This window comes from Niveispirillum lacus (assembly GCF_002251795.1).
GTDB lineage: Bacteria > Pseudomonadota > Alphaproteobacteria > Azospirillales > Azospirillaceae > Niveispirillum > Niveispirillum lacus.
In genome coordinates this window covers 372,232-393,332 of the sequence record NZ_NOXU01000031.1, presented here as the reverse complement: position 1 = coordinate 393,332, position 21,101 = coordinate 372,232, and the positions used below count along the sequence as shown (strand labels likewise).

Annotated in this window: 20 protein-coding genes; 11 read left to right on the top strand and 9 right to left on the bottom strand. The window is 61.9% G+C overall.

Annotated features, from left to right (window positions below; translation table 11 throughout):
- The first annotated feature begins 52 nt into the window (after positions 1–52).
- The 3 genes from CHU95_RS22160 (at position 53) to CHU95_RS17600 (ending at position 2,533) form a co-directional block, all read left to right on the top strand.
- Entirely contained in the window at positions 53–877 is an 825-nt protein-coding gene (locus CHU95_RS22160) for a hypothetical protein (protein WP_133065560.1), read from the top strand.
- Between the two features lie 265 nt (positions 878–1,142).
- The gene (locus tag CHU95_RS17605; protein WP_094457632.1) at positions 1,143–1,958 is read left to right on the top strand and encodes a hypothetical protein; all 816 of its coding nucleotides are present in this window, start codon (positions 1,143–1,145) and stop codon (positions 1,956–1,958) included.
- A gap of 32 nt (positions 1,959–1,990) precedes the next feature.
- The gene (locus CHU95_RS17600; RefSeq protein ID WP_094457631.1) at positions 1,991–2,533 is read left to right on the top strand and encodes an AAA family ATPase; all 543 of its coding nucleotides are present in this window, start codon (positions 1,991–1,993) and stop codon (positions 2,531–2,533) included.
- Between the two features lie 47 nt (positions 2,534–2,580).
- Here the strand turns inward: CHU95_RS17600 and CHU95_RS17595 are convergent, their stop codons facing one another.
- A complete protein-coding gene (locus CHU95_RS17595; RefSeq protein WP_094457630.1) occupies positions 2,581–2,898 on the bottom strand; it encodes a nucleotidyltransferase family protein in 318 nt (105 codons plus the stop codon).
- A 727-nt stretch (positions 2,899–3,625) separates the two neighbouring features.
- Here CHU95_RS17595 and CHU95_RS17590 point away from each other — a divergent pair.
- Entirely contained in the window at positions 3,626–4,438 is an 813-nt protein-coding gene (locus CHU95_RS17590; RefSeq protein WP_094457629.1) for a transglutaminase-like domain-containing protein, read from the top strand.
- Positions 4,439–4,454: 16 nt separating this feature from the next.
- On the opposite strand, the gene CHU95_RS17585 is transcribed toward CHU95_RS17590, so the two are convergent.
- Positions 4,455–4,991 (bottom strand): YqaA family protein, encoded by a 537-nt coding sequence (locus CHU95_RS17585; RefSeq protein WP_207762533.1) that lies wholly within the window; start codon positions 4,989–4,991, stop codon positions 4,455–4,457.
- A 9-nt stretch (positions 4,992–5,000) separates the two neighbouring features.
- Between CHU95_RS17585 and xseA the strand changes: the two genes are divergently transcribed.
- A complete protein-coding gene (gene xseA, locus CHU95_RS17580) occupies positions 5,001–6,578 on the top strand; it encodes an exodeoxyribonuclease VII large subunit (protein ID WP_094457969.1) in 1,578 nt (525 codons plus the stop codon).
- Between the two features lie 77 nt (positions 6,579–6,655).
- On the top strand, positions 6,656–8,212 hold the full coding sequence (locus CHU95_RS17575; protein WP_094457628.1) for a sensor domain-containing diguanylate cyclase: 1,557 nt from the start codon (positions 6,656–6,658) through the stop codon (positions 8,210–8,212).
- Here CHU95_RS17575 and CHU95_RS17570 read toward each other — a convergent pair whose 3' ends face one another.
- Positions 8,213–8,779 carry an RsmD family RNA methyltransferase gene (locus CHU95_RS17570; protein ID WP_094457627.1) on the bottom strand — a complete coding sequence of 189 codons (567 nt, stop codon included), beginning with the start codon at positions 8,777–8,779 and terminating at the stop codon, positions 8,213–8,215.
- Positions 8,760–10,088, bottom strand: coding sequence for a pseudouridine synthase (locus CHU95_RS23150; RefSeq protein ID WP_094457626.1), 1,329 nt, complete (start codon positions 10,086–10,088; stop codon positions 8,760–8,762). The genes CHU95_RS17570 and CHU95_RS23150 overlap by 20 nt, the downstream gene beginning before the upstream one ends.
- A 119-nt stretch (positions 10,089–10,207) precedes the next feature.
- On the opposite strand from CHU95_RS23150, the gene CHU95_RS17560 reads away from it, so the two are divergent.
- Positions 10,208–10,642 (top strand): nucleoside deaminase, encoded by a 435-nt coding sequence (locus CHU95_RS17560; RefSeq protein ID WP_094457625.1) that lies wholly within the window; start codon positions 10,208–10,210, stop codon positions 10,640–10,642.
- Positions 10,643–10,652: 10 nt separating this feature from the next.
- Positions 10,653–11,015 (top strand): cupin domain-containing protein, encoded by a 363-nt coding sequence (locus CHU95_RS17555; protein WP_094457624.1) that lies wholly within the window; start codon positions 10,653–10,655, stop codon positions 11,013–11,015.
- A gap of 3 nt (positions 11,016–11,018) precedes the next feature.
- Here CHU95_RS17555 and CHU95_RS17550 read toward each other — a convergent pair whose 3' ends face one another.
- The 3 genes from CHU95_RS17550 to CHU95_RS17540 are packed head-to-tail and all read right to left on the bottom strand — an operon-like array spanning position 11,019 to position 14,174.
- Entirely contained in the window at positions 11,019–11,921 is a 903-nt protein-coding gene (locus CHU95_RS17550; protein ID WP_094457623.1) for an LpxL/LpxP family acyltransferase, read from the bottom strand.
- Positions 11,914–12,897 (bottom strand): tetraacyldisaccharide 4'-kinase, encoded by a 984-nt coding sequence (lpxK, locus tag CHU95_RS17545; protein WP_094457622.1) that lies wholly within the window; start codon positions 12,895–12,897, stop codon positions 11,914–11,916. Before lpxK ends, CHU95_RS17550 begins: the two co-directional genes overlap by 8 nt.
- Positions 12,897–14,174: a 3-deoxy-D-manno-octulosonic acid transferase gene (locus CHU95_RS17540; protein WP_094457621.1), complete on the bottom strand. Its 1,278-nt coding sequence runs from the start codon at positions 14,172–14,174 to the stop codon at positions 12,897–12,899. The genes lpxK and CHU95_RS17540 overlap by 1 nt, the downstream gene beginning before the upstream one ends.
- 326 nt (positions 14,175–14,500) lie before the next feature.
- Between CHU95_RS17540 and CHU95_RS17535 the strand changes: the two genes are divergently transcribed.
- The 3 genes from CHU95_RS17535 (at position 14,501) to fliG (ending at position 16,633) form a co-directional block, all read left to right on the top strand.
- Positions 14,501–15,019, top strand: a complete 519-nt coding sequence (locus CHU95_RS17535) for a hypothetical protein (protein WP_094457620.1) — start codon at positions 14,501–14,503, stop codon at positions 15,017–15,019.
- A gap of 4 nt (positions 15,020–15,023) precedes the next feature.
- Entirely contained in the window at positions 15,024–15,494 is a 471-nt protein-coding gene (locus CHU95_RS22755; protein WP_094457619.1) for a hypothetical protein, read from the top strand.
- A 116-nt stretch (positions 15,495–15,610) separates the two neighbouring features.
- Entirely contained in the window at positions 15,611–16,633 is a 1,023-nt protein-coding gene (gene fliG / locus CHU95_RS17525) for a flagellar motor switch protein FliG (RefSeq protein WP_094457618.1), read from the top strand.
- A 372-nt stretch (positions 16,634–17,005) separates the two neighbouring features.
- Here the strand turns inward: fliG and rpoD are convergent, their stop codons facing one another.
- Both rpoD and dnaG read right to left on the bottom strand, forming a co-directional pair.
- The gene (gene rpoD, locus CHU95_RS17515; RefSeq protein ID WP_094457616.1) at positions 17,006–18,949 is read right to left on the bottom strand and encodes an RNA polymerase sigma factor RpoD; all 1,944 of its coding nucleotides are present in this window, start codon (positions 18,947–18,949) and stop codon (positions 17,006–17,008) included.
- A gap of 192 nt (positions 18,950–19,141) precedes the next feature.
- Positions 19,142–21,022, bottom strand: a complete 1,881-nt coding sequence (gene dnaG / locus CHU95_RS17510) for a DNA primase (RefSeq protein WP_094457615.1) — start codon at positions 21,020–21,022, stop codon at positions 19,142–19,144.
- Positions 21,023–21,101 lie beyond the last annotated feature (79 nt).

The window sequence follows — 21,101 nt, the reverse complement described above, 5'->3', positions numbered from 1 at the left end:
ATGAGACACTATATATCAATAGTAAATAGGGCGACATGTTGCAGGGCATACAATGCGAAATCTCGAATTAAAATTAGATAACAAGACCTCCGAAACAGTAATAAGCGCTGTAAGAGAGAGAATTGATCATATAAATAGAAGACATCCTCTTTTTTTTACTCATACAAGCGATACAAATGCAATAAAAAATAAAATAAAAACACATAAGTGGGAAACCAGTTATTGTGATATTTACCGCGATGGCCCATTGAATTTTAATAAGGCTTATTATATTAAGAATTTTACTAAATCAACCATTATATCAGTGTTGGCGCGAGAACTCGAGATAGCGTCTGACAACAAGATAAAACACTTATATGACATAGGGTGTGGATTCGGTGGATTTGGCGAGATGTGGCAGCGATTCCACCCAGGCTCCCATATTTCATATTTGGATAAGCAGCATGAAATCATATTTTCACTGCCAGATACACCAGCGCGACCAGACATAATCAGCAATTTTTTGGGAATTGACGCAGAGTCTTATTTTTGCAAGAAACCCAATCATGGAGGCAGTTTAGCATCGTACTTTTTTTGTGAGCAGTATGAGAATTTAGACAATATGTCTATCGAGAAAATGATTGGGAGTTTTTCAATAGTAATTGATTACCCTAATATCCTAGATTATATTCTGGGCAGGGTTAATTTTCATAGAAATATAAGGATTTGTGCAACTTTAAAAATCCCAGAATGGTTACAGTCCTTTGCAATGGATGAGGAAATCAAGGTACATGCTGCAATTATTTCAAGAGAGTCTGAGTTTGTGGGAAAAGTATTTCCTGGCATGGACTACACACAATACAGAGGGAATTCAAGAAATATTTACCCAGGATTGTAGATATATTATAATTAAACGGAGAATTATTTGCTTTAATCTATCCAGATTGCTTGGGTATTGGATTAGAAATAAATACAGACAACGCAACCTCAAGATTTCCTGGAAAAAGCTATTTGACTTGCGAGATATGTCTTTTGCATACTTTAAATCTGAGTTCTTTGACGTCGAAGCAGATAGAGATTGCGTTGTAAGGGGGGTGATTTGCATCAAGGGGAGAGATAAAATAAAACTGCTGGCAGAGGTATATATCGTGAGGGAGATATAAATGTCAAAAATAGTAAACATTTGGCGGTATGCTGCCATAACAGTAAAGTACTTAAGCGCGTTGTGTATTTCTTTAAGCGTTATTTTGCTGTGGAACTTAAGCTCTCTTAAGCAAGATCTAAAGCAAGACATTAACACTGACAACTACACGTATGCGGTATTGGGGTTTTGGATAGAAAAGCAAGATGCCCCCGAGAAAGCAGAGAGAAGTCTACAATTTTACCAGTCTTCAATCGAGTCACTGAGTTCATACCTTGGGCAAATTAGCGCTGCCGCTAGCGCCATTTTCACCCTTTTCAGCATCCCATTAGGAAACTCAAATAAATATGGCTCCCTGTGTTTAATACCACTATCTTTTTGGAACAATGAACTCATCCAGATGGAGAAGTATTACAAGAACTCCAAAAAAGTAGTGGTGTATGCCGGAGATTTTAGCTGGCTTGTCGATTATAGCGATCTCAATTATTTAAGTAGAGCATACAATAGGATAGTGCACCGCTTGACTGGCAGCAATATTTTTATTGTTTCAGAAAAATTGGCCCGTGATGGCAAGCTTTTCCTACACAGTCACAAATCGCACCCGCAGGTCGAAGCAGCGTTACAAGGACACATCAACAAATTTATCCATAATTTTCAATTCGACTGCCCTCTGCAGGCCAATTTTTCTTTAGTTTACTATGAAGGGAAGCGAGTACTTTTGTATTTAGTTAGACACTACGATATGCACGGTTGTATGAAGGCTAAAAATCTATTAGTTGTGTCAGAGACTGAAGAAACGCAAACCCTGTTCAAACTCATTGAAAAGGGGGTATCATAGCCTTATGAGTTCCGAGGGATGAGGCGTTTGGTATGTTTGCTGTTGCAGTATGCGGATTGTCGGGTTCTGGAAAATCCACGACAGCAAAGCTAATCGCCAACAGGGTCGGTGAGCGGGTTTCTGTGAGCGACGTCATTAGAGATTACTGCCGTAGAGTTGGCCTCAGCGTGGATAGAAAGACTCTTCAGTCTACCGGAGAAGTACTAGCAAGGGAGAATAATGGGCGTGCATTTGCTGAGATGCTGTATTTCAAGGCTACCCCCGACAAGGTGCCAATCTTCGATGGCATACGCCTCATTGAGACAATCGAAGGATTAAAGGGATTTTATTCTAGGGTTTTTATTGTTTATGTTGATGTTGAACCACACATACTAAATATGAGACTTATTCAAAGAGGTGATGCTGTTAACAACACTTTGGCTGCCTTGATGCTAGTGCCTATTGAGGCGGCGGCGTCTAAAATAGCTGATATTGCTGATGTAGTAATCAGCAACAATAGTGGAATGAGTGATTTAGATCACCTTATTGAGATAGTCATTTTACCTAAAATAAATAACCTATTAGACAAAAGATAGGTAATTCTATATTGCCAATAACATCCTGGAACCGTTGCCGGGGGCGTTCAGAAGGCACTGACCGCCTCCCGCAGCACCCGCTCCCGCATCTCCGGCTTCATCGCCGCCGCCTCGGCCACATCGACGGGGCGGCCCAGAAGGCGGGAGAGGTCATTCTGGATGCGGACAATGCCCAACAACGACACGGGCGTGGCGGGGTCGATATCCAGCAGCACATCCACGTCGCTGTCGGCCCGCGCCTCCCGCCGGGCCAGCGACCCGAACAGGGACAGATGGCGCACGCCCAGCGCCCGCAACGCCGGCTGATGCCGGCGCAGGCGGTTCAGGACCTCGTCACGGTCCATCGGGTGGGTGTTGGCGTCCATGCATCATCATAGGCGACAAGCGGCGGAAAAGGTCAAGCCAGCCCCGCCGCCCGCCCTAACTCTGTCCGCCGCACCCCATTCATGATAGGCTTATGATCCTATCAATCACCCCGGCACCGCCCCCATGTCCGCCGCCGCACCTCCACCCAATCCCCCCGCAGTGCGGCGTCCAACCCCGGCGATCCCCGCCCCCATCCCCTGTGGAACATCCCCTCGCACGATGTTGCACAGCGTTGCGCAGGAACCACCGCACCCCCTGGGGGAGACACAAAATCCCTGTTTCACAAGGTTGCACAGACCCCACCCCGCCCGCAGCACCCTGTGCAACACCACCCTTCATCGTGTTTCACAACGTTGCGCAGGCCCCCGCCCGCTGCCCCCGCACCCCCGGCTTTCCGCCCTTTCCCGCCCACACCCCTGTGCAACACACCCCGCACCGATGTTTCACAGCGTTGCGCAGACGGCCCCACCCGCCGCCCGTGCAACATCCCCTGAAAATCTGTTCCACCCTGTTGCACAGACCCGCCCGGCCGCGGTCCCCACCGAATTCCCGCGCCCGCCCCGCTTTAGCCATGGCCGCAGTGCAACATGGGGCGTAGCATGGTCCTCGCGTCCCTGGTCGGGTCGGGCGTGGTTATCGGGGTCCGCCGCTGCGGGAACGGTCATCAAGACAGCAGGGGGAATATTTCCGCTTGTCCGGCAGACATTTCCGACCACAGGGGGCGGCATGCCGCGCATTCATCTGGGTTGCCAATTGACCTATGATTTCCCGCAACCAACCGCCATGATCGTCATGCTGAACGTGCATTATTCGCGCGTGGCGCAGTTGGAACGGCCCGATCATCTGATCACCCATCCGGCAGTGCCCATCACCTCTTACCGCGACAGTTTCGGCAATTGGTGTTCGCGCCTGCTGGCCCCGGCGGGGCGGCTGGTGCTGGGCACCGACAGTGTGATCCGTGATGATGGCTTGCCCGATCCTGTCGATTATTCCGCCATGCAGCATGCGGTGCAGGACCTGCCCGCCGACACGCTGCTCTATCTGCTGCCCAGCCGTTATTGCGAGACGGATAATCTGTCGGCGGAGGCCTGGCGGCTGTTCGCCGGCGCGCCCCTGGGCTGGGGCCGGGTGCAGGCCATCTGTGATTTTGTGCATGCCCATATCCGCTTCGGCTATGAACATTCCCGCCCCACCCGCACCGCGTCGGAGGCCTATGCCGAACGGCGCGGGGTGTGCCGGGATTATGCGCATCTGGCCGTCGCCTTCTGCCGCGCCATGAACATCCCGGCCCGCTACTGCACCGGCTATATCAGCGATATCGGACAGCCCCCACCCTATGCGGAGATGGATTTTGCCGCCTGGATGGAGGTCTATCTGGGCGGGCGCTGGCATGTGTTTGACCCGCGCAATAATCAACGGCGCATCGGCCGTATCCTGATCGCGACCGGCCGCGACGCCGCCGACGTACCCCTGACCCACACGTTCGGGGCCAATACCCTGGCCGGGTTCAAGGTCTGGACAGATGCGGTGCCGGAATGAGGCGGCACACCTGCCCTTACCCGATCAATCCAACCGTGATGCCGGCCAGCACGGCATACCGTGCCGCCTTGCCCAGCGTCACCAGGATCAGGAAGATCGGCAGGCGCAGGCCCAGCGTGCCCGCCGCCACCGTCAGCGGATCGCCAATCACCGGCACCCAGGAAAAGAGCAGGGTCCAGGCCCCGTACCGGGTGAAGATGGCTTCGCCGCGCGCCAGTTGCGCCGCCGTCACCGGGAACCAGCGACGCCCCACCAGATGCCGCAGGCCCCGGCCCAGGCCCCAATTGATAAGGGCGCCCAGCACATTGCCCAGCGTCGCCACCAGGACCAGGGCCCAGGCCGGATGCTGTCCGTCGATCAGCAGGGCGACTAGGGCCGCCTCCGACCCGCCGGGCAGCAAGGTGGCCGCCGCCAGCGACAGGGCAAACAACGCCCAGCAGGCGGGATCGGACAGAAGCGGGATCAAGCGGACCTCGGGCAGGGGTGACGGGGGCGACAGGGGGTGCGGCGGGCGCCTTGCACATTGCCGGGCGGCGGCCCGTCCGTCTATCATGGCGCGATCATGAGCGATTTCTCCTCACATCCCGGCCTCGCCCCCACCCGCCCCGGCACCAACCTGCCCGAACAGTCGGTCAGCGACCTGGCCCGGTCCGTAAAGCGGACCGTAGAGGATGCGTTCGGCTATGTCCGGGTGCGCGGCGAGATCAGCCAGCCCAAACGCCACACTTCCGGCCATCTCTATCTGCGGCTGAAGGATGATGCCGCCGTGATCGAGGCCGTGTGCTGGAAAGGCACGGTGGCCCGCCTCTCCATCCGGCCCGAGGAAGGCATGGAGGTGGTCTGTACCGGCAAGCTGACAACATATCCCGGCCGCAGCCAGTACCAGCTTGTCATCGACAGCATGGAACTGGCAGGCGAAGGGGCGCTGCTGAAAATGCTGGAGGAGCGGAAAAAAAGACTGGCGGCCGAGGGGCTGTTTGATGCGGAGCGCAAAAAGCCGCTGCCCTTCCTGCCCCGTGTCATCGGCGTGGTGACCAGCCCGACCGGGGCCGTCATCCGCGATATCCTGCACCGTCTGGCCGACCGGTTCCCGCGTCCTGTCCTGCTCTGGCCCGTCGCGGTGCAGGGCGAAGGGGCAGCGGCGCAGGTGGCCCGCGCCATTCAGGGCTTCAACAGGCTGGAACCCGGCGGACCGGTGCCGCGCCCCGACCTGCTCATCGTCGCACGCGGCGGCGGCAGCCTGGAAGATCTGATGGCCTTTAACGAGGAAATCGTGGTCAGGGCCGCCGCTGAGAGCCGCATCCCCCTGATCTCCGCCGTTGGGCATGAGACCGATACAACCCTGATTGATTTTGCGTCCGACCGGCGGGCGCCCACACCGACGGCGGCCGCGGAAATGGCCGTGCCGGTGCGGGCCGACCTGCTGGATCAGGTGCTGGACGATGAACGCCGCCTGCACCGGGCCATGACCCGCGCGCTCGATCAGCGGCGGACACTGGTGCAGGGTCTGGCGCGGGGCCTGGGTGACCCGCAAAGCCTGCTGAACGGCCTCAGCCAGCGTTTGGATGACCGGGGCGAACGGCTGACCTTGTCCATGCGGGCAGGAATTGAGCGCAACCAGGGGGCCGTACGGCAATTAGGGCTGAAGCTGCGCCATCCGCGCGATGTTCTGCGGCTGGCCGTCACCCGGCTGGACGGGGCGGCCCGCGCCCTGCGCACCGGGCTGGACGGGGCCTTGCGCCTGTCGGACGGGCGTTATCACCGGATTGCCGACCGGCTGTCGGACCGCGCGCTGCGCCGGTCCCTGGCTGATGGGACGGCGCGGCTGGCCGACCTGCCGCCGCGCCTCGACCGGGCCCATCTGGCCGGGTTGACGGCCAAGGCGGACCGGCTGGCGCAGTTGGGGCGGCTGCTGGAAAGTGTCTCTCATCGCGGGGTGTTGTCCCGCGGCTTCGCACTGGTCACCGATGCTGACGGGCAGCCGGTAACCAGGGCCGCCGATCTGATGGATGGGCAGCGGGTGGCCATCGCCTTCCAGGACGGGGATCGGCCCGCCGTGATCGGGGCACCAACACCGTCGGCCAAACCGGCCCGAAGCCGCAAACAGGCCGAGATACCGCCGCAGGGCCGTCTGTTCTGACAAAATCGGCCCCACCCTATCCACCGGTATTAGTCTGCCGTGCTGCGCCGTTGGTAACGGGCCTATATGCTAGCGGTATGAGCGATCTGTTCTCACCCGCCCCGGCCCTTGTGACGGCCACCTCCACCCGCCCGCCGCGCCATCGCGCCGAATGGCTGGGCCTTTGGTTGGGCGTGGTCATGGCCATGGCCATGGCGGTGATCATTTCGTCCCAGCTTTACCAGGACCGGATCAACGAACGGGCTCAGGCCGAAGAGGCGGCCGTCAACCTGACCAACGCCATCGCCCGTGATATTTCCCGCCATATCGACCTGTTCCGCTTCGTGCTGTCATCCCTGCGGGATACGGTGACCTCCGACGCTTTCGCGCGTATACCGCGCGACCTGCACGACACGGTCCTGTTCTCCCACACGGCTGCCCCGAAGGCGCTCGGCGTTCTGTTTGTGACCGATGCCAACGGGATCATCACGGCCGAGTCCGGGTTTAGCGATATCAAAGGGCAAAGCCGGGGCTGGCGACCGTATTTCGCCTATCACCGTGACCATAATGATCCGTCCCTGTTGATCAGCGGGCCCATGGTCTCGGCCACGTCCGGCGATCCGGTGATCGTGCTATCAATGCGGCTCAACCATCCTGACGGGTCATTTCGGGGCGTGGTAGTGGCCTCGATGCTGCTGTCCTACTTCGACGGATTGCTGACTGACCTGACGATGGAGCCCGGCGCCAACCTCTCGCTTCTGTTGGACCAGGGCGTGGTGATGGCGCGGAAGCCGGCTGATCCGGGCGCCATCGGCCGCGACCTGCGTCAAGACCCGCTGGTGGCCGCCGCTGCTGGCAAGCCCCAGGCGGTGTATGTCGAGCCGGGCAGCGCCGGCGATGACCTGTTGGTCGTCTCCACGGCGGTGGAAGGCTCCACCATGCGGGTACAGATGACACAGTCCCTGTCACAGGTCTGGTCGCACTGGCGGGCCAAAGCCTGGACCATCGGTATCACCACCGCCGTCCTGATGATGGGCATCATCAGCCTGATCGTGCTGTTCCACCGCGAATCCGGTCGGCGCGCCCGCGCACAGCAAGCCCTGGCGCAGGCAAATGGCACCCTGGAGCGGATGGCGACCACAGACGCGTTGACCGGCATCGCCAACCGACGGATGTTTGAAGACATCCTGCGCCGTGAAGAGGCCAAGGCCAGCCGCGCCGCACACAATGCGGCGGTTCTGATGATCGATATCGACCTTTTCAAATCCTTCAACGACACCTATGGCCACGGTGCCGGTGACGCGACTTTGCGATCCGTGGCACAGGCGGTAACCCGCGCCGTCACCCGTGGCGGTGACCTTGTCGCCCGTATTGGCGGTGAGGAGTTTGCCGTGCTGCTGACCGAGACCGACCTGGCCGGCGCACGGGTCGTGGCGGAAAGAATCCGGGCTGATGTCGTCGCCCTGGGCATTCGCCATACCGGCAGCCCTCACGGCCATGTCACCGTTTCCGTCGGCTTGGCCGCCGCGGCAACAGAGGCCACAGCCTTAAACCTTGATGACGCCCTCAACCATGCCGATCAGGCGCTATACGACGCCAAAAAGAACGGCCGCAATCGTGTGGAAGTGGCCGTGCGGTCCAGCGTCGCCGCGTGATCATCCCAGATGGCGCAGAAAATGAATGCGCGCCTGACTGTAGTCCCGCACATCCAGCGTATCGAACCCGGTTGGCGGTACGAAGCCATCATCGGCCCCCACTTCCACACAGACAAGAGCGCCGGGGGCGATCCATCCCGCCCGCGACAACGCAACCAGGGCTGGCGGCGACAGGTCCTGGCCATAGGGAGGGTCCAGAAAAACCAGCCGCGCGGCGAAGGGGGCCGGCGGCGGCTTGGCGGCATCGCCCAGGATGAAGCGGCACTGCGCCTCCTCCCCCAGCATCTCTGCATTCCGCCGCGCGATATCCAGCGATGATCGCGCCTTGTCCAGCAGCGCTGCCCGCGCGGCGCCATAGGACAGCGCCTCCAGCGCCAGGGCGCCGGTACCGCAGAAGGCGTCCAGAACGTCCACCCCTTCCAGCACGTCTGCGCCATCCTCCATCCAGTCACCATGCGACAGGATGTTGAACAGCGACTGGCGGGTGCGGTCACTGGTCGGGCGGACGTCACGGCCCGCCGGCGTTTCCAGCCGGCGGCCGCGATGCTTACCGGCGACGATCCGCACGCGGCGCTCCGCCCTTAGGGGCCTTCTGGGGCGGCTTGGAGGGCGGCTTGGCTGCCATGTCGCCGGAACTCCTGGCCGGCTTGGCCGGTGCGGCGGTGGCGCGCTTGGGCGCCGGCTTCGGCCCCCGGCGGGACGGGGTGTCGTCATCGGGAATATCAGCACCGGCCAGCGCCCGGTCCAGCTTGGCAACGGCGCGGCGGGCGCTGTCGCTCAACTGATCCCCGGCCCCACGGCGGGCAGCCTTGGGCACTTCGGCCTCCACCCGCGACGGCGAGGGCGTGCGCTTGGGCGTCGTGGCGGTTGTGGCGGCCTTGCGACCACCGCCTATCAGGCGCTCCACACTGTCGCGGGCCTTAGCCGCCGACGGCTTGGCCTTGCCCTTGGTGGCACTGGACGGGGCGGCAGCAGCCATCGCCTTGGGCAGTCGGTCATAGCGCATGCGCGGGGCAGCACCGGATACAGGCTTCGCCGGCGCATCAGCGGGCGCAGGCTCTTCCTCGGCAGGGAAGAAATCGGGCATCTGGTCGCGCAGCACGCGGCGGGGCACTTCCTCCACGGCACCGGGTTCCAGCTTGCCCAGTTGGAACGGGCCATAGGCAATGCGGATCAGACGACTGACCGGCAGGCCCAGCCATTCAAAGACGCGGCGAACCTCACGGTTCTTGCCTTCACGCAAACCGACAGTCAGCCAGGAATTATACCCGACGGTGCGGTCGATCACCGTCTCGATCGGACCATAGGCCAGCCCCTCGATGACCACGCCTTCTTCCAGCTTGCGCATGGTTTCCGGCGTCGGCACACCATGCACACGGATGCGGTACCGACGCAGCCAGCCAGTGGACGGCAACTCCAGATGCCGGGCCAGGGCCCCGTCATTGGTCAGCAGCAGCAACCCTTCAGACGCCAGGTCCAGGCGCCCGACGGAAATGACGCGGGGTAGGGTGTGGGGCAGATGGTCAAAAACGGTGGCCCGTCCCTTCTCGTCGCGCGCCGTCGTCACCAGCCCTTCCGGCTTGTGATAGCGCCACAGGCGGGTCGGTTCCGGCTCACCCACATTCTGGCCGTCCACCTGGATACGGTCACCATCGCGGACCAGGAAAGCCGGACTTTCCAGGGTCACGCCATTGACGCGGACGCGGCCTTCGGCGATCCAGCGTTCGGCATCACGGCGGGAGCAGACGCCGGCACGGGCCAGACGTTTGGCAATGCGTTCGCCCCCGGCAAGCTCGGGCGCGGCATCAAGGTCGGTTTCGTCGGCAACGGCATCAACCGGCACCTGACGCAAGGGGTCATAGCTGTTCTGGGACATGGGCGCGGAGATTACGCGCGAAACAAGATTGCCGCAAGCCGCCCCCCACCTTGACGGGCGCGACCGTCCCATGCAGCCTTGCGCGCATCATGACAGACACTCCCCGCACCCCCACCCCCATGGACCTCGCCTTTGCCGAAGCCGAAAAGGCCGCGGCGCGGGGTGAGGTGCCGGTGGGTGCTGTTGTGGTGGACCCGGCAACGGGCCGGGTGCTGGGGGCCGCCGGCAACCGGACGGAGGAACTGTCCGACCCGACCGCCCATGCCGAGGTGCTGGCCATCCGTCAGGCCGCATCCGCCCTGAACAGCCCGCGACTGCCCGGCTTGGACCTCTACGTGACCCTGGAACCGTGCGCCATGTGCGCCGGGGCCATCAGTTTTGCCCGGCTGCGGCGCGTCTATTTCGCGGCCTATGATCCCAAGGGCGGGGCCGTCGACCATGGCCCCCGCTTTTTCCAGCAACCGACCTGCCACCACGCGCCCCACGCCTATGGCGGGTTCGGGGAGGCGCGGGCGGCGGCCTTGTTGCGTGATTTCTTCAAGGATAGGCGATAGGAGCGTGACGATGACCAGTGCCCCCTTCCCCCCCGTTATTGCTCTGGCCGATCCTGGCCCGGCACCCGAAACCTACCGCCCCGCCGCCGACCGCATCCTGACCGGCGACCCGGTCCAGAGCGTCAGCAACCGGTTCAGCAGTTCCGATGGCCGCTTCAATTGCGGCATCTGGACCGGGGCCGTCGGCTCCTGGCGCGTGGTGTTCACGGAGAATGAGTTCTGCCAACTGCTGGAAGGTGTGGTGCTGGTCAAGGGCGACGACGGCTCCCAACGGCGCTTCGTGGCTGGCGATGCCTTTGTCATGCCGGCAGGTTTCACGGGCGTCTGGGATATTCTGGAGCCGGCCAGGAAATATTACGCGGTGTATGAGTGAGGGTTAATCCGGCCAGCGCCGGTGCTGCCACATCCACTGTCCGGGATGATCGCGCACCCAGGCTTCCAGCAGTTGATTGACCCTCTTCATGGCCGCCAGCGTGTCGGCCCTCATGTCGCCGGTGCGGGCAAATTCCAAGGGCGGCAGGATGGTGACGCGGAACCGCACGGCCCCTGTGCGTTCCACCCGGATGGGCACAGTTGGCGCATCATAGCGCAGGGCCAGATCGGCCAGCACCGTGCCCGTCCGCGCCTCGCGTCCCAGGAAAGGCACCAGCGGCCCCTCATTCAGTTTCTGATCGACCAGCAGGCCGACATGCCCGCCGGTACGGATGGCCGCCATCAGGCCCTTTGCCGCCTCCCGCCCCTTGGGCACCATGGTGCCGCCCAATGGCGCGCGGGCACGGGCCAGCATGTCGGCCACGAACGGATTGTTGGGCTTGCGGAACACATAGGTCAGGTGCAGGCCGACCCGCGCCGACACCATGGCGCATAGTTCCCAATTGGCGAAGTGACCGGTGAAGACAATGCCGGGCCGGTCATCGCTGACCAGGGCCTGCAAATGTTCCAGGCCTGTGACCTGAACATACCGGTCGAAATCCGCCGCGATACGGTCCAGATGCACATATTCGGCGAAGTTGCGGCCCAGATTGTCCCAGGCCTGGGTGACGATGGCATCAACGCGCGCAGGCTCCAGCCCCGGCAGGGCGCGCACAATGTCACGCCGCATGCGGCGTGACCGCGACAGGCGGGGACCGATCCGGCGCAGCAGGCTACCGCCCAAGTTCGATGCGCGCTCTGGCGACAAAAGCCGCATGGTCGCGATGAACATCCAGACCAGCATTGCCTGTAGGCGGTAACCGATCACCCGGTCGAACCGGCGGCGCAGGCGGCTATGGTCAGCCATGGCGCACCCCCATCACCCGGTCCAGCAGCCGTTCCACAATGGCCGGATCATCCCACGACACGCAGACTGGCAGTACCGCCACACGCGACCGCCAGATGGGGGACAGGCGCATCGCATCCTTCTCCGTCGTGACCAGCGTCGCGCCCAACGCTTCTGCCCGCGCCAACAGGGCGGACAGGTCCGCTGCGCTGAACGGGTGATGGTCGGGGAAGGCCATCTCCGCCACCACGGACAGACCGGCATCGCGCAGAGTCTCGAAAAACTTGCCCGGTCGCCCGATCCCGGCAAAGGCCAGCAGGGGCCGGCCCTGCAATCCCGCCACTGACGCCGCATCGGGCAAAAGCCGGGCCGTTAACACCGGTAGTGCCCCTGCCAAGGGCGGCACCGTCGCCACCCCTGGCCCGTCGCCGATGACCACCAGCGCATCGGCGCGCCTCAGACCGTTCGACACCGTCTCCCGCAGCGGCCCCGCCGGGATGACGCGGCCATTGCCAAACCCTGTCCCGCCATCCACAACGATCAGCGACAGGTCCTTGTGCAGGGCATGATTCTGGAACCCATCATCCAGGATGATGGCGCGAACGCCCGTCTCCACCATGGCATTGGCTGCTACAACGCGGTCCCGCCCGATCCAGGCGGCACCTGTCGCGGCCAGCAACAGCGGCTCATCCCCGACATCCCCTGCGTGGTGCCGGGCGGGATCCACCGGCAGCGGCCCGCGCAGCCGCCCGCCATGCCCACGCGACAGCGACGCTGCGGTCACACCGCGTGCGCCCAACCGGGCCACCAGATCCTGCACCACCGGCGTCTTGCCGGCGCCGCCTGCCACCAGATTACCCACACACAGCACCGGCACCCGCACCTTCACAGGCACCCGTAACCTCAACACAGCTGCCACCCGCCACAGCCAGGATAGGGGCGTTAGCAGCGTTGCAAGCCTGCCCGGCGGGGCGTACCAGAAAGCGGGAGCGCGCATCAACCCACCCCCGCCCGGTTCAGCAGGGGGGACAGGGCCGCCATCACCCGGTCGATGGCGGTAGCGTTGCGCAGGGCCACGGCCCGCGCCGCCTCTGCCTGCGCCTGCCGCCGTAAAGGATCGGACAGCAGACCCGCTACAGCATCGGGGATCTGATCGGGACCAGACACAGGCAACACCCCGCCGGCATCCTGCATCTCTCCCACCACCTCCGCGAAGTTGAACATATGTGGGCCATGGATGACGGCGCTGTTCAACAGGGCGGGTTCGATCGGATTATGGCCGCCAACCGGCATGAAGGACCCGCCCATCACGGTCACGGGCGCCAGACGAAAGACCAGCCCCATCTCCCCCAGCGTATCCATCAGAAAGGCCCCATGCCCGGGCCCCGGCCGCCCCCCCTCGCTGCGCCGGGCGAAGGACAGGCCCGACGCCTTCAGGAGATCAGCCACCTCACCTCCCCGGTCGGGATGGCGCGGCACCAGCAGCAGCAGGGCGTCGGGAAGACGGTGACGCAGTTCCACCTGCGCCGCGATGGCCATCGCTTCCTCCCCCGCATGGCTGCTCGCGACGGTCCAGACGGGGCGCGACCCAATCGCGGCCGACAGGGCCGCCAGCCCCGCCAGATCGGCAGGCAAGGGCGGGGCAGAATATTTCAGATTGCCCACAGCCCGGACATCCGCGATGCCCAGCGCGGACAGCCGTTCCGCCTCCACCGCTGTCTGGGCCAGGGCCATTTGGAAAACGGACAATAACTGCCGGGCCGTCCCCGGAAGCCGCCGCCAATGGCCAAAGCTTCGGGCCGACAGCCGGGCATTGATCAGAGCGCAGGGAATACCGGCCCGCCGGATGGCGGAGAGCAGATTGGGCCAGAATTCCGATTCCACCCACAGCACCAGATCGGGCCGCCAATGGGCCAGAAAACTATCCACAGCACCCGGCAGATCAACCGGCACATACTGATGAAAGGCCCGTGGTCTCGGCAGCCGCCTTGCCATCAAGGCAGCAGAGGTTACTGTGCCCGTCGTCACCATGACCTGAAGGTGCGGCCCCAACAACAGCAGCCGGTCGACCAGCGGCAAGACCGCCAGGGCCTCTCCCACGGATGCTGCATGGACCCAGATCAGCCCTGCGGGCGGGCGGGGCAGCACTGGTCGGCCCAGCCGTTCATGCCGACGGGCCGGGTCCTCCTTGCCGCGCGCAGCGCGCCGGTCCAAGATCCGACGGACGGCAGGACCGGCCAGATGCGTCAGGCCGCGATAAAGGCTATACAGCATAGAGGGATCAGGTTCTCAGGCATCGCCGGGGCACCCTAGCATGGTGAAAAGCCCGCCCGCCACCCTGGCCCGCCCGGAGCTCGTCCTCGTCTGCCATGCCGGGTGCCGCCATAATTCAGCCTTGATCGTTGTTCACTTTCTGATGACGCCTTCTACGGAAAAGGGTGTTTCTGGGCAACCGTGCCCTCAGCCCCCTTGACGTGGACGCCGCAACGCATGACCTTATGGCCATGATACGGGCGTCCGTGGGACGGCCCGGTTCCCCCGATTGCGGCGTAGGCCCGGTCTTCTGGACAGGCCCCGCCCCGGCAGTGGAGAGAATTGCGATGCGTAACGCTGCCACCCGTCACACCCGCGCTGCCGGTATCGCCGCCCTGCTGGTGGTTCTGCCGATATCGGCACCGGCCCTGGCGGAGGAGGCGGGCAAGCCCGTGAATACCTTCAAGCCGATCACCCGCGACGTGACCCCCGGCGAACGTGCCGCCGCCCAGGCCTTTGCCCGCCCGGGAACAGAGGCAAGCGTTGCCGCAGCCCTGGCGCTGTCTGGTCAAAGCACCCCGCGCGCACCCGATGGCTTCAGCCTGTCTGTGAGTGGCAACATGCCATCCTTCAGCAGCGGCTATGGTGCCCGCCGGTCGAACCAGTTGCTGGGCGACGGTCAGATCGGTTACGACGCGGAGCCGTTCTATTCCAATAATCGCGGCTACTACACGCCGTATGGCTATTCCTATGGCACGCCGCGCCTGAATTATAATGAAAGTTTCCTGCGCCATAAGTATGGCGGCAACATCCTGGGCGCTCCGTCGGTATCAGCGCCGCTGGAATTCTGGGACGGACGCCGGTGACATCATGAAAGCGGGCAGTATTGCGATCACGGTCCTTTGCCTGCTGAGCGTCCAGCCCGCTTCCGCCGCCGATCCGGTGGCCAATACATTTAAGCCCCTGCCGGCAGACACACCCTTGCCGGGTGAAGTAGTGTCGCTGGACGATGCGGACTTGCGCTTACGGGCAGGATTGCCCCCGCCCTGTACCGGCCGCAGCCAGAAAGGTGCGCAGGCCGGTACCTGGATCGGTGCCGCTGTCGGTCTGATGGCAGGCATGGCGCTAGGTGATGGCAATGACAGCAGCGTGACAACCGCAGCCAAGGGTCTGGCGGGCGCCGGTGTGGGGTCTACCCTCGGTTATCTGGCAGGCCGCGCCTATGACGGGCCGCGTGATTGCCCTGGCATGAAGGCGGAGTTGCCGCGCACCCCCTTTTCCCCCATCGCTGATGAAGTCAGCTGGGAAGAACGGCGCCGCGCCCTGGCCGGCGGACCGTAACCCGTACGCTTTCGTTTACGTGACGGATTCACCTTGGCGAATCGGTGTGCTAGATTCCCCGCCAAGTGTGTGGACCGGCCTTTCCTGCCGGCCTTCGTAGCGTTGGAGTGGCCGCCATGGCGATGCGCGTTCGTGAGGATTATCGTGGCCTGACGGGGCCTGAAAAGGCCTCCATCCTGATGCTGGCGCTGGGCGAGGAAATCGCATCGAAGCTGTTCGCCCTGATGGGCGACGACGAGATCAAGGAACTGTCCCAGACCATGGCCAACCTGGGCTCGGTCAGTTCCAATCTGGTTGAACGCCTGTTCGTGGAGTTCGCAGAGCAGATCAGTTCCACTGGGTCGCTGGTCGGTTCGTTCGACAGCACCGAACGACTGCTGACCAAGGTCCTGCCCAAGGACAAGGTCGACCAGATCATGGAGGAAATCCGTGGTCCTGCCGGTCGTACCATGTGGGACAAGCTGACCAATGTGAACGAGCAGGTGCTCGCCAACTACCTGAAGAATGAATATCCGCAGACCGTCGCCGTGATCATGTCCAAGATCAAGGGCGACCATGCCGGCCGCGTGCTCCAACTTCTGCCCGAAAGCTTTGCGATGGAAGTCATCATGCGTATGCTGCGCATGGAGGCGGTGCAGAAGGAAGTTATCGACGATATCGAGCGCACCCTGCGCACCGAATTCATGTCGAACCTGGCCCGCACCAACCGCCGCGACGCACACGAGATGATGGCGGAAATCTTCAACAGCTTTGACCGCAACACCGAAAGCCGCTTCATCGCCGCCCTGGAAGAACGCAACCGCGACAGCGCGGAACGTATCCGCGCCCTGATGTTCACCTTCGAGGATCTGTCCAAGCTGGACCCCAGCGGCATCCAGACCCTGTTGCGCTCGGTCGACAAGCAAAAGCTGGCCACCGCGCTGAAGGGTGCGTCGGACACGCTGAAGGACTTGTTCTTCACCAATATGTCCGAACGCGCCGCTAAGATCATGCGCGAGGATATGGGCGCTATGGGCCCGGTCCGCCTGCGTGATGTGGACGAGGCGCAGATGTACATGGTGCAGCTGACCAAGGACATGGCCGCGCGCGGCGAAATCGTTATCGCCAGCGGCAAGGGCGAGGACGAGTTGGTTTATTGATTATCTGCACCCACGCAACCGGCGATATTGGTGCCGATATGGCAAGCATTCCGACATCGGGAAGCCGCGTTGGACATTGGGGGAAAGGCGCAGGCAGAACGCTGCCTACGCCTGACCCGAGCCGCCTGCGAATGGCTGACCGAACATCCGCTGCTTGGATCTGGTGACGACTTTGTCAGACCCGGGCATTGCTGCCTGCCGGTGCGGTTGTTTCGGGTATTCTACCGCCTGGGCGCTGATGGCCATGTCGATGGGATCTGATTACTTCATAAGGCAATCGAACCACGGACGCGACGGTAAACCCGCGCGGTTTCAGACCCAACAAAAAAGGCCGGCGTTGTAGGCCGGCCTTTTCGTTGGGACTGACCCGGATCACGTATCCAGGAAGCTGCGCAGCTTGCGGCTCCGGGACGGGTGCTTCAGCTTGCGAAGAGCCTTGGCCTCGATCTGGCGGATACGCTCGCGCGTCACGCTGAACTGCTGACCCACCTCTTCCAGCGTGTGATCTGTGTTCATGCCGATGCCAAAACGCATGCGCAGCACGCGCTCTTCACGGGCCGTCAGCGTGGCCAGTATACGGGTCGTGGTTTCGCGCAGATTGGCCTGGATGGCGGCATCGAGGGGCAGAACGGCGTTCTTATCCTCGATGAAATCACCCAGATGGCTATCCTCCTCGTCACCGATCGGCGTCTCAAGGCTGATCGGCTCCTTGGCAATTTTCAGGACCTTGCGAACCTTTTCCAGCGGCATCATCAACCGCTCGGCCAGTTCCTCCGGCGTCGGCTCGCGCCCGATCTCATGCAGCATCTGGCGGCTGGTGCGCACCAGCTTGTTGATCGTTTCGATCATGTGCACGGGAATACGGATGGTGCGGGCCTGGTCGGCAATCGACCGTGTGATGGCCTGCCGGATCCACCAGGTGGCATAGGTGGAGAACTTGTAGCCGCGCCGATACTCGAACTTATCCACGGCCTTCATCAGGCCGATATTGCCTTCCTGGATCAGGTCCAGGAACTGCAAGCCGCGGTTCGTGTACTTCTTGGCGATGGAGATAACGAGGCGCAGGTTGGCCTCCACCATCTCCTTCTTGGCCCGGCTGGCTTCCTTCTCACCCTTCTGCACGGTCGAAACGATGCGGCGGAATTCACCAATGGGTAGACGGGCCTGGCTGGACACTTCCGCGATGCTCTCGCGGACGCGGCCCACCTCATAGGACGAACGCTCGGCGAACTTGGCCCAGGCCTTGGAGATGCTTTTGCAGCGATCCAACCATTTCGGATCCAACTCCGACCCGTAATAGTGCTGCAGGAAATCCTCGCGCTTCACCCGGCAATCGGTGGCCAGACGCAGCAGACGGCCCTCAAAGCCCAACAGCTTGCGGTTCAGGGCGTAGAGCTGCTCGACCAACTGCTCAATACGACCGTTGTTCAGGCGCACGGAATTGACCAGTTCGGTCAGTTCGGCCTTCACTTTATCGTACTTCTTGTCTGACCCTTTGGGCAGATCCTGTCCGCTCTGCAGCAGGTTCAGGCGCTCTTCCTGCAATTTATGCAGGCGCTCATAGGTCTCTTCGATCTTGCCGAAGGTCTCCAGAACCTTTGGCTTCAACTCGGCTTCCATGGCGGAGAGGGAGACATTGCCTTCCTCCTCGCTCTCACCGGCAACCGCACCTTCACCCTCGGGGCGCTCACCTTCCTCTTCCTCACGCTCGACGGCGGGACCGTCCAGCGCTTCGGGCGGCAACTCACCGGCTTCCGGGTCAACACCGTAGGAGGCATCCAGATCAATAATGTCGCGCAGCAGCATTTTGCCATCTTGCAGCGACTGATGCCATTCGATGATGGCCTGGATGGTCAGCGGCGATTCACAGATCGCGCCGATCATCATCTCACGACCGGCCTCGATGCGCTTGGCGATGGCGATTTCGCCCTCGCGGCTCAGCAGTTCCACCGACCCCATTTCGCGCAAATACATGCGCACCGGATCGTCGGTACGGCCGATATCGTCGTCGTCCAGATTACCGGACTGACGGCCTTCGCCCTCGCCCTCGCCACCACTGCTTTCGTCAGCTTCTTCGGCCTCGACAACATTGATGCCCATTTCGGACAACAAGGCCATCGTGTCTTCAATCTGTTCAGAGGACGAACTGTCCGGCGGCAGGGCCGCGTTCAGTTCGTCATAGGTGACGTATCCGCGTTCTTTCCCACGCGCGATCATCTTTTTGACGGCAATGGCCATGCCGTCCATCAGAGGGCCATTGGCTTCCTCTTCCCGCTGCTCCGACACTTCTGCCGTCTGCGCCGCTTTCGTCGCCATTCGTTCGCTGCCCCCGCACTCTTCAGGCTGCCACCGGTAAACGCAAATGGACGACTCGGGCAAGGGCCCGGTCATCCGTCGAAACTCTTCCTGGCTATAACATGGGTAAGCGGCCAGAAACTGTGTTCGCCAAGACACAGTTTTGTAGGACAACAGCGTCGCACGACGCCCGATTGATCGGCCGCCCGTCCATCACCCGTCCCTTTCCATCAGGCCGTCGGCGTGGCCCCGGAGAATCAGCAGCTCTCGTTGCAGTGCGCGTAATCTTGCCAGATCATCCTCGCTGAATGTCTCGGCAAACCGTCGTTCGGCATCGCGCAGCTCGCGTTGAAGCAACCCATCCTCGGAACTCAGCCAAACCTCCTGCCAGCCACTCTTTGCGGTTTCGAACGACGCTCCTGGTTGCGCGAATTTCGGCATGTCCGCACTCAGCAGACTGTCCAGCGTCTCGGAAAAACCACGACCAGACAGGTGGCGTCTCAGAGCCTCGGCGTCAAGTGCTGATTCGGCCGTCAGGCATGCGACAATCGCTTGGCGCAGCGCGTCCATCTCGTCATCAGCGAATTCCGCACCCGCCAGCGTCTCTCCCACATCCTGAAAAAGTTCGGGATGATGCACGATGGCCAGCAGCAGATAGCGTTCCCGCCGGCGCGGGTCCGTGCGCAAGGTGCCGGACGTGCGGACCCCGCTGAAACGGCTGTCCCATTTGGGACTGACCGGAATGTCACCAGGCTGAAGGCGGCGCGAACGTGCTCCGCCCCGATCTCCCCCTGCCCCGCTAAACCCGCCCCCACCGGCCCGGATGGCAGCGCGCAGTTTTTCACGCAGAACAGAGCGGTAGCTGTACTGCACCGATTTATCGGCGACCTTCTCCATCATCTGGTTGATGCCGGTCTCGATCCGCAGGCGGCCATCGGCCGTCTTCGGGTCCTCACCCTGGCGCACCATCTCCCAGATGAAATCCTCCAGCGACAGGGCGCGGTCCAGGATGGTGCTGAAGGCATCCGGCCCGCCCGTTCGGATCAGGCTATCGGGGTCCTCCTTGTCGGGCATGAAGGCGATGCGGACAGTGGCGTCAGGCACCAGGATGGGCAGTACCCGGTCTACGGCCCGCTGTGCCGCCCGCCTTCCGGCATTGTCGCCATCAAAGCACAGGATGGGGTTGCGCTGCCCCTCGGGTGCTAGTTTCCACAGCACCTGGATCTGGGTCTCCGTCATGGCCGTGCCCAACGGTGCCACCGCTCCCGCGAATCCGGCCTGAACGCAGGAGATCACGTCCATATAGCCTTCAGTGACGATCAGACGCTGGCCATCGGCGGCCGCCTGCCGAGCGCGCGACATGCCGTACAGCAGGTTGCCCTTGTGGAACAGGGGGTTCTCGGCGGAATTGATATATTTGGGCCCATCGCCCTCCAGAATGCGCCCGCCAAACGCCACTACCTGTCCCCGCCGGTCGGTGACGGGGAACATGACCCGGTTCCAGAAAAAATTGCGGAGGGGACGACCCGGCTCCGCCCGCTTGAACAGGCCGACCTCCACCATGTCGGCCTCGCTGTACCCCGCCTCCAGCAGCAGTGCGCGCAGCGGCCCGCCCTCCTGCGGGGCATAGCCGAGGCGGAAGCGGGCGATCCCCTCATCATCCAGGCCGCGCCGACGCAGATAATCCAGCGCATTGCGCCCGCTGGGGCTGAACAGCTCGCGCTCATAGTATTTTGTGGCGCGCTCAACGAGATCATAGAGCGACTTCTGCCGCTCATATTGCTGGCGTTCCTGGGGGCTGGCCTGCGGCACTTGCAAGCCCGCTTCACCCGCCAGATGCTCCACGGCTTCCATGAAGGACAGGTTGTCATGGCGCATGACAAACCCGATCTGGTCACCATGGGCGCCGCAGCCGAAGCAATGAAAGAAGTTCTTCTGGTCGTTGACGTAGAAGCTGGGCGTCTTCTCATTATGGAAGGGGCACGGGGCTTTGAACTCGCGGCCAGCGCGCTGAAGGCGCATGCGTTTCATCACCACTTCCGATACGGAAAGGCGGGAACGCAACTCTTCCAGGAACTGCGGTGGCAAGGCCATCGGGGCTGATATCTCAAAGGCTTCGGGCGCTAGTCAGCCGGGGAGCATAGCCCAGCCTATAGCCAAAATACCATGCACG

Coding starts and splice junctions, on each gene's coding strand:
- CHU95_RS17605 (WP_094457632.1), top strand. CDS start 1,143: ATGTCAAAAATAGTAAACATTTGGCGGTATGCTGCCATAACAGTAAAG.
- CHU95_RS17585 (WP_207762533.1), bottom strand. CDS start 4,991: ATGATAGACGGACGGGCCGCCGCCCGGCAATGTGCAAGGCGCCCGCCG.
- CHU95_RS22160 (WP_133065560.1), top strand. CDS start 53: ATGCGAAATCTCGAATTAAAATTAGATAACAAGACCTCCGAAACAGTA.
- fliG (WP_094457618.1), top strand. CDS start 15,611: ATGGCGATGCGCGTTCGTGAGGATTATCGTGGCCTGACGGGGCCTGAA.
- CHU95_RS23150 (WP_094457626.1), bottom strand. CDS start 10,088: ATGTCCCAGAACAGCTATGACCCCTTGCGTCAGGTGCCGGTTGATGCC.
- CHU95_RS17550 (WP_094457623.1), bottom strand. CDS start 11,921: ATGGCTGACCATAGCCGCCTGCGCCGCCGGTTCGACCGGGTGATCGGT.
- CHU95_RS17560 (WP_094457625.1), top strand. CDS start 10,208: ATGGACCTCGCCTTTGCCGAAGCCGAAAAGGCCGCGGCGCGGGGTGAG.
- CHU95_RS17535 (WP_094457620.1), top strand. CDS start 14,501: ATGCGTAACGCTGCCACCCGTCACACCCGCGCTGCCGGTATCGCCGCC.
- CHU95_RS17595 (WP_094457630.1), bottom strand. CDS start 2,898: ATGGACGCCAACACCCACCCGATGGACCGTGACGAGGTCCTGAACCGC.
- CHU95_RS17555 (WP_094457624.1), top strand. CDS start 10,653: ATGACCAGTGCCCCCTTCCCCCCCGTTATTGCTCTGGCCGATCCTGGC.
- CHU95_RS17540 (WP_094457621.1), bottom strand. CDS start 14,174: ATGCTGTATAGCCTTTATCGCGGCCTGACGCATCTGGCCGGTCCTGCC.
- CHU95_RS17590 (WP_094457629.1), top strand. CDS start 3,626: ATGCCGCGCATTCATCTGGGTTGCCAATTGACCTATGATTTCCCGCAA.
- dnaG (WP_094457615.1), bottom strand. CDS start 21,022: ATGGCCTTGCCACCGCAGTTCCTGGAAGAGTTGCGTTCCCGCCTTTCC.
- lpxK (WP_094457622.1), bottom strand. CDS start 12,897: ATGCGCGCTCCCGCTTTCTGGTACGCCCCGCCGGGCAGGCTTGCAACG.
- rpoD (WP_094457616.1), bottom strand. CDS start 18,949: ATGGCGACGAAAGCGGCGCAGACGGCAGAAGTGTCGGAGCAGCGGGAA.
- CHU95_RS22755 (WP_094457619.1), top strand. CDS start 15,024: ATGAAAGCGGGCAGTATTGCGATCACGGTCCTTTGCCTGCTGAGCGTC.
- CHU95_RS17575 (WP_094457628.1), top strand. CDS start 6,656: ATGAGCGATCTGTTCTCACCCGCCCCGGCCCTTGTGACGGCCACCTCC.
- xseA (WP_094457969.1), top strand. CDS start 5,001: ATGAGCGATTTCTCCTCACATCCCGGCCTCGCCCCCACCCGCCCCGGC.
- CHU95_RS17600 (WP_094457631.1), top strand. CDS start 1,991: ATGTTTGCTGTTGCAGTATGCGGATTGTCGGGTTCTGGAAAATCCACG.